Origin of the sequence: Anthropogastromicrobium aceti (assembly GCF_020687335.1) — a bacterium.
Classification (GTDB): Bacteria; Bacillota; Clostridia; order Lachnospirales; family Lachnospiraceae; genus Anthropogastromicrobium; species Anthropogastromicrobium aceti.
In genome coordinates, this window is the sequence record NZ_JAJEQN010000060.1 from 1 (window position 1) to 15,384 (window position 15,384).

Annotated in this window: 18 protein-coding genes; 17 read left to right on the forward strand and 1 reads right to left on the reverse strand. The window is 41.1% G+C overall.

From position 1 onward, the window contains the following. The first annotated feature begins 162 nt into the window (after nt 1-162). From LKD48_RS15265 to LKD48_RS15345, 17 genes are all read left to right on the forward strand, one after another. Nucleotides 163-1,335 (forward strand): hypothetical protein, encoded by a 1,173-nt coding sequence (locus LKD48_RS15265; RefSeq protein ID WP_308732498.1) that lies wholly within the window; start codon nt 163-165, stop codon nt 1,333-1,335. Between the two features lie 90 nt (nt 1,336-1,425). Continuing rightward, the gene (gene yqeC / locus LKD48_RS15270) at nt 1,426-2,202 is read left to right on the forward strand and encodes a selenium cofactor biosynthesis protein YqeC (RefSeq protein WP_308732499.1); all 777 of its coding nucleotides are present in this window, start codon (nt 1,426-1,428) and stop codon (nt 2,200-2,202) included. A 51-nt stretch (nt 2,203-2,253) separates the two neighbouring features. Continuing rightward, nucleotides 2,254-2,730 (forward strand): cyclic pyranopterin monophosphate synthase MoaC, encoded by a 477-nt coding sequence (gene moaC, locus LKD48_RS15275; protein ID WP_118613593.1) that lies wholly within the window; start codon nt 2,254-2,256, stop codon nt 2,728-2,730. Nucleotides 2,731-2,742: 12 nt separating this feature from the next. After that, on the forward strand, nt 2,743-3,258 hold the full coding sequence (mog, locus tag LKD48_RS15280; RefSeq protein WP_308732500.1) for a molybdopterin adenylyltransferase: 516 nt from the start codon (nt 2,743-2,745) through the stop codon (nt 3,256-3,258). 15 nt (nt 3,259-3,273) lie between these two features. After that, a complete protein-coding gene (selD, locus tag LKD48_RS15285) occupies nt 3,274-4,317 on the forward strand; it encodes a selenide, water dikinase SelD (protein ID WP_308732501.1) in 1,044 nt (347 codons plus the stop codon). 22 nt (nt 4,318-4,339) lie between these two features. After that, complete coding sequence (gene yedF / locus LKD48_RS15290; RefSeq protein WP_308732502.1) at nt 4,340-4,978, forward strand: sulfurtransferase-like selenium metabolism protein YedF; 639 nt, start codon at nt 4,340-4,342, stop codon at nt 4,976-4,978. Continuing rightward, complete coding sequence (locus tag LKD48_RS15295; protein ID WP_308732503.1) at nt 4,975-6,117, forward strand: aminotransferase class V-fold PLP-dependent enzyme; 1,143 nt, start codon at nt 4,975-4,977, stop codon at nt 6,115-6,117. The genes yedF and LKD48_RS15295 overlap by 4 nt, the downstream gene beginning before the upstream one ends. A gap of 18 nt (nt 6,118-6,135) precedes the next feature. Beyond that, on the forward strand, nt 6,136-6,372 hold the full coding sequence (locus tag LKD48_RS15300; protein ID WP_308732504.1) for a putative Se/S carrier protein: 237 nt from the start codon (nt 6,136-6,138) through the stop codon (nt 6,370-6,372). Nucleotides 6,373-6,392: 20 nt separating this feature from the next. Then, nucleotides 6,393-7,229 carry a selenium-dependent molybdenum cofactor biosynthesis protein YqeB gene (gene yqeB / locus LKD48_RS15305; RefSeq protein ID WP_308732505.1) on the forward strand — a complete coding sequence of 279 codons (837 nt, stop codon included), beginning with the start codon at nt 6,393-6,395 and terminating at the stop codon, nt 7,227-7,229. Between the two features lie 23 nt (nt 7,230-7,252). Further along, nucleotides 7,253-8,287, forward strand: coding sequence for a molybdopterin-binding protein (locus LKD48_RS15310; protein WP_308732506.1), 1,035 nt, complete (start codon nt 7,253-7,255; stop codon nt 8,285-8,287). A gap of 5 nt (nt 8,288-8,292) precedes the next feature. After that, a complete protein-coding gene (gene moaA / locus LKD48_RS15315) occupies nt 8,293-9,357 on the forward strand; it encodes a GTP 3',8-cyclase MoaA (RefSeq protein ID WP_308732507.1) in 1,065 nt (354 codons plus the stop codon). Between the two features lie 50 nt (nt 9,358-9,407). Continuing rightward, complete coding sequence (locus LKD48_RS15320; RefSeq protein ID WP_308732508.1) at nt 9,408-9,836, forward strand: MOSC domain-containing protein; 429 nt, start codon at nt 9,408-9,410, stop codon at nt 9,834-9,836. Nucleotides 9,837-10,011: 175 nt separating this feature from the next. Then, nucleotides 10,012-11,028 (forward strand): XdhC family protein, encoded by a 1,017-nt coding sequence (locus tag LKD48_RS15325; protein ID WP_308732509.1) that lies wholly within the window; start codon nt 10,012-10,014, stop codon nt 11,026-11,028. Beyond that, on the forward strand, nt 11,025-11,870 hold the full coding sequence (gene modA, locus LKD48_RS15330) for a molybdate ABC transporter substrate-binding protein (protein WP_308732510.1): 846 nt from the start codon (nt 11,025-11,027) through the stop codon (nt 11,868-11,870). The genes LKD48_RS15325 and modA overlap by 4 nt, the downstream gene beginning before the upstream one ends. 82 nt (nt 11,871-11,952) lie before the next feature. Beyond that, on the forward strand, nt 11,953-12,657 hold the full coding sequence (gene modB, locus LKD48_RS15335; RefSeq protein ID WP_227101661.1) for a molybdate ABC transporter permease subunit: 705 nt from the start codon (nt 11,953-11,955) through the stop codon (nt 12,655-12,657). A gap of 21 nt (nt 12,658-12,678) precedes the next feature. Next, complete coding sequence (locus LKD48_RS15340) at nt 12,679-13,755, forward strand: sulfate/molybdate ABC transporter ATP-binding protein (protein ID WP_308732511.1); 1,077 nt, start codon at nt 12,679-12,681, stop codon at nt 13,753-13,755. 24 nt (nt 13,756-13,779) lie between these two features. Next, the gene (locus LKD48_RS15345) at nt 13,780-14,616 is read left to right on the forward strand and encodes a TrmH family RNA methyltransferase (RefSeq protein ID WP_308732512.1); all 837 of its coding nucleotides are present in this window, start codon (nt 13,780-13,782) and stop codon (nt 14,614-14,616) included. On the opposite strand, the gene LKD48_RS15350 is transcribed toward LKD48_RS15345, so the two are convergent. Further along, a complete protein-coding gene (locus tag LKD48_RS15350) occupies nt 14,594-15,292 on the reverse strand; it encodes a radical SAM protein (RefSeq protein WP_308732513.1) in 699 nt (232 codons plus the stop codon). The two genes, LKD48_RS15345 and LKD48_RS15350, sit on opposite strands and share 23 nt — an antisense overlap. Nucleotides 15,293-15,384: the final 92 nt, after the last annotated feature.

Below are 15,384 nucleotides of genomic sequence, written 5' to 3' on the forward strand. Positions count from 1 at the left end.
TCCAATGCATCCCAATGTGAGAAATCCTGACGGCTGCAACGGAATCCTCGTCCGACCCGTCGGGCGGGGTTGTTCAAGCGTGATCAGGAAATCACAGAGCTATTCAGGGAGCGAAAAGAGCAAGCAGTTAAAGCAGTATCTCTCAGAAAGGGGGTACCACTTATGAAGAAAGAAGATTTTTTAAAACTTATGGATGGCATCGATGATCGCTTAGTCGAAAAATATGCAATTTCAGACGAGGCAGAGGCAAGACAAAAACAAATTAGGAGACAGAGACGACAGCGATGGCTCAACCAAGTAACAGGGTGTGCAGTTGCAGCGATAATTCTTGGCGTGATTGGTGTTGCAATGCTGTGCGCTTCCTTTGGCGTTGTAAGAATGGACAGACAAAGCCAAAAAACTCCAGTATCTCTTGGTGATGGAAGTGATTCTCAAAATAATGAGAATAATAGAGATGAGGAAAAAGAGCTTTTGTTACAGGCATACCTTTCTTATATTGGAGTGGAGGAGCAGGACATTCAGGAAATCCAAAAGATAGATCAGCAGCCAGAAACGATTCTTCTTACAAAAGGGGACAGTGAGCAGCAGTCAGTATCTATTGAAACAGCGGTATATTTTGTGTATACCACAAATCGAGATAAGGTATTAGCAGTGCTTGTATTTGATCTGCCCGATAAGGCGGTTCGATATGGATGCAGTGAAATCGAGATTGTGGATAACTGGGAGCAATATGAGATCTCACAGGCGAATGCAGTACTTTATTCAGAGGAGACGCAGGAGTTTCAGTCACTCAGATGTGATACGACGAATGAGTACCAGCTTGCAATTTCAGGTATAAGTAGTGCGAAGGGGAATGCTCAAAGCACGTCTCGAATGGTAGTCAGCTTTACGGTTGACAGGACAAGGCGCAGCCTAAATTTAGAGGGGTATCGGGTTCTATTCCACTTGAAAAGTACATTTTTGTGGGTGCTGGTAGCGTGGACCTTGGCCGCAGCTATAGTGATTGCTGCAGCATTGTGGTTCTTAAATCGCTCAGTAAAATTAAAAGAAGGCACAAAAGCAGGTCGCTTCCTGTTTGGTAAAGAAATAGAATATGGAGCAGTCGTAGAAAAGATAGAGAATATTGATCTTTTTAACCCATCCCAATATATAACGAAAAACGGAGTTGTTAGTCCAGGCTCATCTGGGCGCTACCATGTAGAGTTTCGCTTGCAGGATGATACACATATTGAACTGAGTGTATCGGCTAAGCAGGCAGGAAAATTTGAACTGGGTATGCGCGGAACGCTTGTCCATCGAAGAAATATTTTGATGTCTTTTGTGCCAGATGTATAAGCTGACTTTATACACATTCTGCGGTATACTAGAAGTGTCAACTATCCGTGTTATGGTGACTTAAAAGAAAGAGAAAGGTAGTTCTAAACGATGATCAGCAAATTTTATCAATATTGCCAATTAAATGCAATGCAGGAAAAAATCCAAGAAGTATCAATAAAGACTGCTTTTACCTTTCTGGCCGAAGGAAAACATATTGTCTCGTTTGTTGGAGCAGGAGGAAAAAGTTCTCTTATTGACGCAATTGCAAAGTGGAGCAGCAATCAGGGAAAAAAAGTGCTTGTGACGACTACAACTCATATTTTCAGGCCGCAGGATGAATTTTTAGCAATGAACGAAAAACAGTTACAGGAAATCTGGGCAGCAGGACATTGGGCGGTGATTGGAGCAACTGAGAAAAAAGATCCGCAAAAGTTAAAGATGCCAGAGATTGACTGGATGAGACAGGCAATGGAGCTTTCTGATCTTGTACTTATTGAGGCTGATGGCTCAAAGCGTTTGCCGTGTAAAGTGCCAGCTGATCATGAGCCTGTACTTTTGCCAGAGTCGGATATAGTGGTGGCTGTTTTGGGGCTTTCAGCCTTAGGGCGTTCACTTAAAGAGTGTTGTTTTCGACTGGAAAAAGCAAAAAAGCTATTGTCAGCGGATGAAAATCATTTATTGACAGAAAAAGATATGGCAGCAATTTTGTTATCTGATCAGGGGCTGCGAAAAGATGTAGGAGACAGAAGATACATGGCCGTCTTAAACCAGTGTGATGACAGGATTGTGCGAGAAAGTGCAGAACAGATTGGGGAAATGTTAATCAATTCAACCAGACAGAATAGTGAAACTATAGAAAAAATAGTATTTGCAAAACTGCAGTGAATATGGCAAACTAATCAATAGACTATAAACCATTTTTTTAGGAGATAAATGATGAGTGGATTTACACATTTTGATCAAAAAGGAAATGCCGTGATGGTGGATGTGCATGAAAAGGCAGATACATATCGGGTAGCTGTTGCTACGGGAACAATCACCGTGAATGAGGAAGTTTTTCAGGCTATTACTAATCATACGGCAAAAAAAGGTGATGTGCTTGGAATAGCCAGAATTGCAGGCATTATGGGGGCGAAAAAAAATTCAGAGCTGATTCCTTTATGCCACATTATTGCATTGACAGACTGTGAGATTTCTTTTGAGCTAGATGAAATGCATCGTCAAATTAAGGCAACATGTAAAACCTCCTGTATCGGAAAAACAGGTGTGGAGATGGAAGCTATGACGGGCGTTAGTGTTGCATTGCTGACAATTTATGATATGTGCAAAGCTATGGATCGCGGCATGGAAATATCAGGGATTCATCTAGTGGAAAAATCTGGCGGCAAAAGCGGTCATTATAAAGCAAATTAGAAAGGCACTGCAATGGAACAAAAAAAACATAATCAAAAATATAGAGTGGGAATTGTAACTCTTAGTGATAAAGGTTTTAAAGGCGAGCGAGAGGATTTAAGCGGTCCAAAGATCAAGTCACTTCTTCCTACAGAAAAGTATGAAGTGGTATCATATTGCATTTTACCGGATGATCAAAAAGCAATCGAAAAAGAGCTTTGTCGATTAGCAGACGAAGAACAATGTGCTCTTGTACTGACAACAGGCGGCACTGGTTTTTCTAAAAGAGATGTGACACCAGAGGCAACGCTTGCTGTGGCTGATCGTAATGCACCGGGAATTGCAGAGGCAATACGCGCCTATAGCTTGACTATCACACCGCGCGCCATGTTAAGTCGTGGAGCTAGTGTTATTCGTAAGCAGACGCTTATTGTGAATCTGCCTGGAAGCCCAAAGGCAGTTGAGGAGAGTCTTACTTATATATTGGATTCAATGTCTCATGGACTTGATATTCTTTTAGGAACAGCATTTGAATGTGCCAGAAAATAAAGAAAGTGTGCCAATATGAGTGAAAAAGAAATTATATTTTGCAAAAGCGGCGGCTGTACGGCAAAGCTTGGAGCTGGTGTGCTGGAGCATATTTTGGAGCGCCTTCCAAAAGGACAAAAAGATGAAAATCTGCTTGTAGGCTATGACAGCAGTGATGATGCGGCAGTTTATAAGCTTAATGATTATCAGGCATTTGTGCAGACGCTAGATTTTTTTCCACCTATGGTGGAAGATCCGTACCTGTTTGGACAGATAGCAGCAACAAATGCCTTAAGTGATATATATGCTATGGGCGGTGATGTAAAAACTGCGCTAAATATCGTCTGCTTTCCTGAATCAATGGATTTAAATATACTTGGAAAGATTCTTCAGGGCGGTGCAGAGAAGGTACAGGAAGCAGGCGGAAGTCTCGCCGGCGGCCATTCAATTGCTGACAGTGATGTCAAATATGGATTGTCAGTTACAGGCATAGTTAATCCAAAAAAAATCTGGAAAAACAATGGTGCAAAATCTGGAGACAAACTGATCTTAACAAAAAGACTGGGTGTAGGAATTATATGTGCGGCAAACCGTGTAAAACAAGCACCTGAGGGAGCCATGGAGCAGGTGATTGCTTCTATGACAACACTTAACCGCACAGCATCTGAGATTGCAAGAAATTTTTGCATACATGCCTGTACAGATGTGACAGGCTTTGGGTTTTTAGGTCATCTTCATGAGATGATGGATGGAAGGCTCTCGAGTGTAATCTATGCTGATCAGGTTCCAGTATTTGATGGTGCAATGGAATGCGCTGAAGAATTTTTATTGACTGCAGCAGGTCAAAAAAATAGAAATCATCTTGAAGGATATGTGAAGTTTGAGGATATATCATTTGGAATGGAAGAAGTGCTGTATGATCCACAAACGTCAGGCGGTTTATTGTTTGCTGTACCAAAAGCACAGGCAGATGACTTGTGTGAAAAGCTGCAAATAGCAGGTCTTCCAGCTGCTATCGTAGGAGAAGTGACAGAACAAAAAAAATCAGAAATTTTTGTAATTGATTATAAGAAAAAATAGCGAAAACAGGAGAAAAAACATTATGAAAAAAGAAGTAAATGCAATTGGCGATATCTGCCCGATTCCATTAGTGAAGGCAAAAGAGGCAGTCAAAGAATTAAATGGAGCAGGTGTGGTAGAGGTATTAGTTGATAATGAAATTGCTGTACAGAATTTAACGAAAATGGCGCAGCAAAAAGGGTATGGATGTGAGTCTGAAAAGATAAAAGATCAGGAATATCGTGTAACGCTGACAGTTGGAGAGACAGATGGACAAACAACACAAAAACCTGATAGTGAAACTGCAAAGAATACAGAAGAATGTATTCCATGTGCACCAACAAAGAAGACTAGTCTTGTTGTTATTTCTTCTAAAACTATGGGAGGCCCAAATGAGCAGTTGGGCGCAACGTTATTAAAGGGCTTTATTTATGCGCTGACACAGCAGGATGAGCTGCCAGATCAGATGCTTTTTTATAACGGCGGTGCATTTTTAACGTGCGAGGGTTCAGAATCATTAGAAGATCTGAAAAGCTTAGAAGCACAGGGGGTGGAGATTCGCACATGTGGTACATGTCTGAATTTTTATGGACTGACAGAAAAGCTTCAGGTTGGAGAGGTTACAAATATGTATGATATAGCAGAGCGAATGAGCAAAGCAGACAGGATTATAAAACCATGATTTATCTGGATAATGCAGCAACTTCTCTGCAAAAGCCAAAAGAAGTAGAAGAAGAAATTATTAGAGCCCTACATACGATGGGCAATCCTGGGCGTGGTGCGCATGATGCCACGCTGCAGGCAGGAAGATGCGTTTATCAGGTTAGAGAGCAGTTAGCACAGCTTTTTAACGCAGAGAGTGCTGACTGCATTGCATTTACATCAAATGCCACAGAAGCCTTAAATACAGCGATTTTAGGATTATTTCAAAAAGGCGATCATGTGATTACAACAGTGTGTGAACATAATTCTGTGCTGCGTCCGCTTTACCGTCTGCAAAAGCAGGGAGTAGAAGTAAGCTTTTTATCTGCAGATGAACAGGGAATATTAGACTATGACAAACTTCCAGCACTGATAAAAGAAAATACAAAAGCAGTTATTGTGACACATGCATCGAATCTTACAGGAAACATCACGGATTTGGAATGCATAAAAAAAGAAATATCACATAAAGATATCCTTCTTATTGTAGATGCTTCTCAGACAGCAGGAATTTTGCCGATTGATGTGCAGAAAATGGGGATCGATGTCCTTTGCTTTACAGGACATAAGGGTCTGATGGGACCGCAGGGAACAGGCGGACTTTATGTGCGTCAAGGAGTAAAAATCAATCCATTAAAGGTCGGAGGAAGCGGTATTCACAGCTTTGACCATGATCATCCAAAGGCAATGCCAGAACATCTTGAAGCCGGCACCTTGAATGTACATGGAATCGCTGGCCTTGGCGGTGCACTGAACTATTTAAGTGAGATTGGCACAGAAGCTATTATAAAAAAAGAAAGATCACTTATAAAACGATTAGAGGATCAGATTCGTGATCTGCAAAATATTCATCTGTATGGAAATCCTGACAGCAGCCAGAGAGTGGGAATCCTTTCATTTAACATGGGGGATGAAGATTCTGCTTATGTTGCAGACTGGCTTTTTGAAGAGGAAGAAATTGCTGTTCGTTCAGGTGCTCATTGTGCACCGCTCATGCACGAGACATTGGGCACAAAAATGCAGGGAGCAGTTAGAATATCTGTGTCTCATAAAAATACAGAGGAAGAAATTGACAGAACAGCAAAAGCTATTAAAAAGTTGTCGCAGCTGCTTGAGTAATGGGAGAGTCAATCTGATATGAGAATAAAAAAGAAAACCTGGATTTTAACATTTGAAAGTACTACGCAGGCAATGGCAGCTGATAAATTTGGCATAGAGCAAAAATTGCCGGGGCGACTGATTCCGATTCCACGGGAAATCACCGCAGGATGTGGTCTTTGCTGGAAAGCTGACCCAAAAGAAAGAGAAAAAGTGTTAGAAGCGTTACAGGCAGCTGGGCATCACTGGGAGGCAGAGTATATTTTAGACTTATAAAAAGTGAAAGGAAACTTCCGATGAAAAAAAGTGATCTAATTATAGTGCGCGGTGCTGGTGATCTGGCAACGGGAACGATTCATAGATTAAAAAAGAGTGGATTTCGTTTATTGGTGCTGGAAACGGATCATCCGGCTGCCATTAGGAGACAAGTCGCATTAAGCGAGGCTGTTTATAGCAAAAGTGCCTGTGTGGAAGGTGTGGAGGCAGTTCGTGTAGAAGATGAAAAACAGATGATTGATGCATGGAAAAACGGCAAAGTACCAGTAATGGTTGATCCAACGGGAGAAAGCATTGCTTCAATGCAGCCAAAGGTTGTAGTAGATGCGATTCTTGCAAAGCGTAATCTCGGAACTAATAAAAATATGGCACCACTTACTATTGCACTTGGTCCTGGCTTTACTGCAGGTGTCGATGTGGATGTTGTAATTGAGACAAAGCGCGGTCACAATTTGGGCCGGGTGATTCGTGAAGGAAGTGCATATCCAAATACTGGAATACCGGGCATAATCGGCGGTTACGGAGCTGAGCGTGTCATTCATGCACCGGCAGACGGCATATTAAAAAACAAGAGTAAAATTGGAGATATCGTAGAAAAAGGTCAGGTGATAGCTGTAATTGAAGCATCAGACAAAGAAAACGAAAGCGTCGCAGATATAAAAAAAACAGAGGTGACAGCAACTATTGACGGTCTTCTTCGTGGACTTATTCGAGACAATTATCCAGTCACAAAAGGCTTTAAGATTGCTGATATCGACCCAAGAAAAGAAGAATTGGCAAATTGCTTTACGATTTCAGATAAGGCAAGATGCATCGCAGGAAGCGTTTTAGAAGTTATCTGCGAAACATTAGAGTAAACAAAGAAAGTAAGGAAAATATTATGAAACTAATGAAAACAGAAGAAGCTGTGGGACAGGTCTTGTGCCATGATATCACGCAGATTATTCCAGGTGTGACAAAAGATGCGGTATTTCGAAAGGGTCACATAATCACAAAGGAGGATATTCCGGTTCTTTTAAGTGTTGGAAAGGAACACATATATATTTGGGAAAAAGACGAGCATATGCTGCACGAAAATGAGGCAGCGAAAATTCTTTATGAGATGTGCCAAAACGAGCATATGCATCCATCTGATGTAAAGGAAGGAAAAATAGAGCTTATTGCGGATTGTGACGGTCTTTTTAAGGTTGATCGCGAGAAGCTAAGGAAAGTCAATAGTCTGGGAGAAATGATGATTGCGACACGTCACGGCAACACCTTTGTAAAGAAAGGTGATAAGTTAGCTGGGACGAGAATCATTCCGCTTGTGATTGAAAAAGAAAAAATGGAGCGCGCAAAAGAGATTTGTAATGACGGGTCTATTTTGGAAATAAAGCCGCTGCAGCCAAAAAAAGCTGCGATTTTAACAACAGGAAGTGAAGTTTATCACGGACGCATTCAAGATAAGTTTACGCCAGTTCTAGTAGAAAAATTAAAGGAATATGGCAGTGAGGTGATCTTCCATGAGATTTATGATGATGACCATGAGGCAATTACTAAAGGCTGTCTTAGTGCTATAGAACAGGGAGCTGAGATTGTTTTATGCACAGGCGGCATGAGCGTAGATCCAGATGACAAAACACCGCTTGCCATCAAAAATACCGGGGCAAGAATTGTTTCTTACGGTGCACCAGTTCTTCCGGGAGCAATGTTTTTAGTATCTTATTATGAATATAAGGATAAAACGATTCCGATTGTGGGACTGCCGGGTTGTGTTATGTATGCAAAAAGAACGATTTTTGATCTGGCACTGCCGCGCTTGTTAGCGGATGATTTTATCACGGCAGAGGAACTGGCATTACTTGGAGAGGGCGGACTATGCTTAAACTGTCCAGTTTGTACTTATCCTAATTGCGGTTTTGGAAAAGGCTGGTAAGCAGCATGCTGGATCAATATGGAAGAAATATTACTTACTTGCGTATTTCAATCACAGATCGATGTAACCTGCGCTGTAAGTATTGCATGCCAGACGAAGTTACAGATGTAGGAATGAAAAATATTCTTACATTTGAGGAAATCTGGGAGATTGTAAAGGCTGGTGTCAGTCTTGGCATTACACATGTCAGAATTACAGGTGGTGAGCCGTTAGTGCGAAAAGGCTGTGCAGATCTCATTCGAGGGATTAGGGCAATTCCAGGCGTAGAAACGATCACAATGACCACGAATGGAGTTTTACTTAGAACTTATGCTGCTTCATTAAAGGAAGCGGGACTAGACGGATTAAATGTGAGTCTGGATACCCTTGATTTTGAAGAATTTGCATCACTTGCAGGAAGGCAAAATTTAAAAGAAGTACTTGATGGGATACAGGCGGCAAAAGAAATGGGGCTGCCTGTGAAAATCAATGCAGTCAATCGAAAAGAGCTAAATCCTATTTCTCTTGTTTTGTATGCACAGCAGGAAAAAATACCGCTTCGTTTTATTGAGATGATGCCGGTTGGCTATGGAAAACAGTATGTAGGAAGAAGTAATGATGAACTGAGAGCATGTCTTGAAGATGAGTTTGGAAAGTCAGAAATGATCATGTATCAAGCAAATCAAAAAAAACAGGTATCAGAACAGATATCACACATGGTTCAGACATTACATACAAAAGAAGTCCCAATAGGAAGCGGCCCGGCAGTGTATTATAAGTTTTCTAAGTTAACAATTCCAGTTGGCTTTATAAGTGCAATTCATGGAAAGTTTTGTGAAAGCTGCAACAGAGTTAGATTGACGGCACAGGGGTATTTAAAGCTGTGTCTTTGCTATGATAAAGGAATTGATCTGCGCCAGATTCTGCGTGGAGGCGAGGCTTTGCAAAACGAAAAAGATATACAGAAAGCGCTAAATGAGAAACTAACAACTGCAATGAGAGATGCCATTTACAAAAAGCCGGCAGCTCATTGCTTTGAGCATCCAGAGGAGATGACTGAAATCAACGAGATGGTCAAAATTGGTGGGTAGCACCCGACAAAGTCAAAAGAATGCAGCAAAGCAGGAAAGGAACAACAAAAGTGGGAGTTATTAAAGGAATCTGTATCAGCGAAAAGCGTGGTACGGCAAAACAGGAAATTGAAGAAGCAGTTTTTGTGAAGGACTGGGGAATTGAGAAAGATGCACATGCAGGTCACTGGCACAGACAGGTGAGCCTGCTGTCATATGAAAAAATAGAGGAGTTTAGAAAAAAAGGAGCGCAGATTGGGCTTGGTGCTTTTGGCGAAAACCTGATCGTAGAAGGCTATGATTTTCGAAATCTTCCAGTGGGAACACGATTTCAATGCGGTGATGTTATTTTAGAGATGACTCAGATTGGAAAAGAATGTCACAGCCACTGTGAAATTTATAAGAGAATGGGCGAGTGTATTATGCCGCGAGAGGGCGTATTTGCCGTTGTAATTCAGGGTGGAAAAATCAAAAAAGGCGACATTCTTGAAAAAATGTAACTATTCAGAGCCATGCAAAATTGCTTTCTGTGAATGCTTGCATTCAGACAGAATAGCAATTTTATATGGCGAGATAACCACATGAGCAAAATAGAAGCATCGAAGATGCGATTTTGCGAATGGGGTTCTGAATAGTTACAAAAGATGCAAAAAACAATTGGAGGAAACGTTATACATGAAAACACTTTATCAATTGTTATTAGATCGCTGGAATCAAAATTGTGATACCGTTCTGGTCACTATTGTGGAAGGAAATGGTTCAATTCCGCGCACGACTGGAGCCTATATGGCGGCAGATCAGACAGGCAGAATTTATGGAACAATCGGCGGCGGAAATCTGGAATATCAGGCCGTAAAAAAAGCAATGACGCTTGCTGGAAAGGATGCTCATTTTGTCGAGGATTTTGACTTGGGAACAGGAGAAAATGGCGGCCTTGGAATGGTCTGCGGAGGTAAAGTAAAGGTTTTATTTTACAGCGTGAGAAGCAATGATACAAAGATTGCATCTTTTTTAAAGGAAGCATTAAAGATAGAAGAAGAGAAAAAGCCATATTGGCTGCTACTTCCATTTTCAAAAGGATATCCAAAAATAGAGTCTCATCTTGAGGAAGGACGAGGTCATTGCCGAATACTTGAAGAATACGAGAAGGATAGAACTGACGGAAATAATGAAGTTCAGAAAATCTATGCCGAGGAATTTAACTTTGATGGAAAGGTTTATATTTTCGGAGGCGGCCATCTTGCGCAGGAGCTTGTCCCAGTACTCAGTCATTTGGGATTTTGGTGCATGGTAATGGATGACAGAGAGGAGTACACAGCCCCTAATTTATTCCCAGGCGTACAGGAGACAAAAACTGTTGATTTTACTTTGCTTTCTGATATTTTGGAAGTAAAAAAGGAAGATTATCTTGTAGTTGTTACAAGAGGACATAGCTGTGATGCAGATGTTGAGCGGTTTGCGCTGCGCACACCTGCTTCTTATATAGGCGTAGTGGGAAGCAAACGAAAGACTCAGTACGTCAGAGAAAAACTACTGGCGGAGGGCTTCACCAATGAAGAACTTGACCGTGTACATGCACCAATCGGAATAGACATTGCAAGTGAGACACCGGCAGAGATAGCTATCAGTATTGCGGCACAGCTTATACAAATTAGAGCAGAAAAAGCAGGATTACGGAGAAAAAACAAATGAGAAAAGTAGGGATGTTAATGGTAACGGCTTTGGCAGCATCACTGCTTGCAGGATGTGGTTATAAGGCATCAGACAAAAAAGAAGAAGTTACAATCACTGTATTTGCAGCTAAGAGTCTGAATCAGGTAATGGAGGAACTGATCGCAGAGTTTCAGAAAACACACGAAAATGTAAATGTACAGGGAAGCTATGACAGCTCAGGAACTTTGATGGTTCAGATTGAAGAAGGCGCAGACTGTGACGTATTTTTTTCAGCAGCAGTTAAGCAGATGAATCAGCTTGATGAGACAGATGGTCTTGTCGTAGAGGGAACACGTCACAACGTTGTAAACAACCAGGTTTGTGTAGTAACATATAAGGGAAGCAACACCAAGGTAACAGGTCTTATGGATATTAAAAATGCTGGCAGCATTGCACTTGCAGATGGTTCAGTGCCTGTAGGAAAATACACACGTCAGGCAATGGTAAATGCAGGAATGTTAGAAAAGGCAGATGATGTATCAAAGATTTCAACAACAGACATTTCAGAAGCACTTGGCGGTGTGGAAATCAATGAATGTGCAAATGTAGGTGTTGTTACGTCAGCAGTGGCAGAGGGATCAAATGAGGTAGGAACTGTTTATTATTCCGATACATATGGATTAGAAGATCGTCTTGAGATTTTAGAGAAGATTCCTTATGATCTGACAGGAGATGTTATTTATCCGGTAGCACAAATTCAAAATTCAGAGGCAGACGAGGCAGAAGCTGCGACAGCAAAGGAATTTGTCGATTTCTTAATTACAGATGATGCAAAAGAAATTTTCCAGAAGTATTATTTCGATACTGATGTAGAAGGTTAAAAGTAAGTTTCCACGTCCATTTGGTGCATTGCTTCTGTGGACGTGATACTCTTACTAAATTGATGGAAATAATGGTGGCACAATGGAAGAATTGATGGAATTTATGAGAGGGCTTGATTGGAGTCCTTTGCTGATCTCATTAAAGACTGGAGTGGTGGCAACCATTCTTTCTTTTTTTGGTGGGATCTTTGCAGCAAGACAGGTAATAAAAGCAGGACCTAAAACAAAAGCAGTATTGGATGGTATTCTTACACTGCCAATGGTACTGCCGCCAACGGTAGCCGGTTTTTTTCTTTTACTGATTTTTAGTCTGCGCCGTCCATTTGGCGCTGCGCTTTATGAAGGCTGTGGAATTAAGGTCGTACAGACTTGGCTTGGCTGCGTGCTTGCAGCAACTGTGATTGCTTTTCCTCTTATGTATAGAAATGCCAGAGCAGCATTTGAGCAGGTAGATGCAAATTTAATCTATGCAGCCAGAACACTTGGCATGTCGGAAATAAAAATTTTCTGGAAGGTTGTGATTCCATCGGCGCGTCCAGGAATACTTTCTGGAACGATTTTGACATTTGCAAGAGCCATGGGAGAGTATGGAGCTACATCTATGCTTGCAGGAAACATTCCGAAAAAGACAGGAACGATTTCCCAGAAAATTGCGATGGTAATTCAAAATGGAGATTACAAGACAGCTGGTTTTTGGGTAATGGTGATCATGGTGATTGCATTTGTCGTTGTGCTGTTAATGAATCTTTTAGGATCAGGAAAAAACAAACAGAAAAAACAATGGTAATGATAGGGGCAAAAGACAGATATGTTGCAGGTAACGATAAAAAAGAAACTGGGAAATTTTTTGCTGGATGTGGACTTTTGCATGGATGGCGGCGTATTTGCAATTCTGGGTGCATCTGGATGCGGAAAAAGTATGACATTAAAATGCATTGCAGGTATTGAGCGTCCAGATGAAGGAAGAATTGTTTTAAATGACAGAGTGCTGTTTGATTCGAAAAAAAAGATAAATTTGCCGCCTCAAAAAAGAAAAGTTGGATATATGTTTCAGGACTATGCATTATTTCCTAACATGAATGTGGTACAGAATATACAGGCAGGAATGGGCAGAAAGCCAGATCAAAAAAAGGTGCAGGAATACATAACAAGTTTTCATCTGACAGGTCTTGAAAAACACATGCCAGATCAACTCTCAGGAGGTCAAAAGCAGCGCGTCGCGATGGCGCGTATGTTAGCGGCAGAACCAGAGCTTCTTCTTTTAGATGAACCATTTGCCGCATTAGACAGCTATCTTAAGTGGAAGATGGAGCAGCAGATGATGGATTTGTTAAAAGATATTCAAAAGCCAGCCTTGTTTGTATCGCACAGCAGAGATGAAGTGTATCGCCTTTGCGATACTGTAAGCTGTATCAATCAGGGAAAGATGGAAGTGATTGAGCCGGTAAAAGAATTTTTTAAGAATCCAAAGACAAAAACAGCAGCTCTCTTGTCAGGCTGTAAAAATATTTGCAGCGTGGAACTGGTAAAGGATTTAGAGCCGACAGAAACACAGATGAAGGACACATCGTCTGGCAAACTTTGGGCAGCAGAATGGGGTGTGGCGTTTAATGTATCAAAGGAAGCATTTGCGGCGCGTACTGTTGGAATCAGGGCTCATTATATGATGCAAAAAAAGCCAAAAGCAGGTCATATAACTGAATTGACAGTTGGCGAATACAGGATATTAGAGGATCCGTTTGAGTGGAATATTTCATTTCGAAAAGATGAGAACTGTGAGTGGCTGCAGTGGAAGATCAGTAAAAGTGACTGGAATCCTTCTATGGGTGTTCCAAAAGTACTTTACGTGAGAGAGGAAGATCTGCTATTATTAGATAAAGAATAAATAGCAGCAAGCAGAGGTATGTATATGAGAAATAAAAAAAATATAATCAAGGCTTCATCAGCACAGCTTCCAGAATTAGAATGGTATGTCGGAAATAAAGAAGTGCATCTTCTTCGTTATTATGAGCCAGAGCCAGGCATTTTTATTGCAGAAAGCAAAAATGTCATTGATATTGCTCTTCGCAAAGGCTATGAGCCGCTAAGCGTTGTATGTACTGAAAAAATGGAAAAAGATGAGATTTTAGATCGTGTGGGAGAGACACCTATTTACATAGTAGATCCAGAGGATGCCAAAAGAGAATTTGGCTATGTATTGACAGGTGGAATTTCATGCGCGATGCGAAGAAAAGAAAATTTTGATTATAAAAAAGTGCTTGAAAATGCAAAGCGTATTGTTGTGCTTGAGGATGTAGAAAATCCAACAAACATCGGTGCAATCTTTAGAAGTGCAGCAGCATTTGGCATAGACGCAGTATTATTGTCACCAGCCTGTGTAGATCCGTTTTATCGCCGTGCAATGCGTGTAAGTGTAGGAAATGCACTTCTTGTTCCATGGGCTTATATTGGAAGCAGCGAGGCAAGATGGAAGGAAGAGGGCATTGAATGGCTGAAGGAGGAAGGCTTTCAGACAGTTGCAATGGCACTTCGTTCAGATAATATTCGAATTGATGATCCAGTTTTAAAACAAAAAGATCGACTCGCGATTATCATGGGAAACGAAGGACAGGGACTTGCAGAGTCCACAATCAATGCAGCTGATTATGTAGCTAAAATTCCAATGATGAACGGAGTCGATTCTCTTAATGTAGCAGTCGCAGCCGGACTAGCAATGTGGGAACTCACCCAACACCGAAATCAGTGATATCGTATAATACTTCAACAGAAGGATCGTCAAGCAGCCAGTTATATTCCTTCATAAACCAGCGAACAAGCTCTTCATCACGTTTGATTGGTGTAGTATTATTGTTGTATACATTTACTGTTCCAAGCTTAAAATAGCGCTTTAGGCAGTCAATGTCGTGCGCGATCATTTCCTTTGTCTGCCCCTTTATGCCGACCATCAGACATGGAGAGTCAAAATATTCTGCTACCTCTTCAGGTGACTGAAAGTCGGCATGCTTATTAAGAACATGCTCACGAAAATCGCTGTCAAATGTCTCTACGCCAATCTTAAAAATGATCGGCACCTGCATGCGGCTTCGCATTGCAGCGAGGTGTTTTCTATACATCCAGTGCGATTCAAAAAAGAGCTTATGGATGTTTTTTGTTTTTATTACATTTTCAATATCATCAAGTGTCTGCTTTGGAAGTTCAAAGCAGCTTCCTGAATTGATGACCTCTAAAACACCAAATTCGCCGGTGACTTGATCTAAAATGCTTTTATTTAATGAAATCATCGCTGCTTCATCATGTCCATTGTCTTCGATGTAATCACAAAATGTGCATTTTCCCCAAGCGCATGGAAAAGCACGCAGCAGACAAATTTCACGGTTATTTTTATCAGTAATTTTACTGTAGCGTTCAACAGGGATTCCCATAAATTTCTCCTTATATGTAACTATTCAGAGCCATGCAAAATTGCTTTCTGTGAATGCTTGCATTCAGACAGAATAGCAATTTTATATGGCGA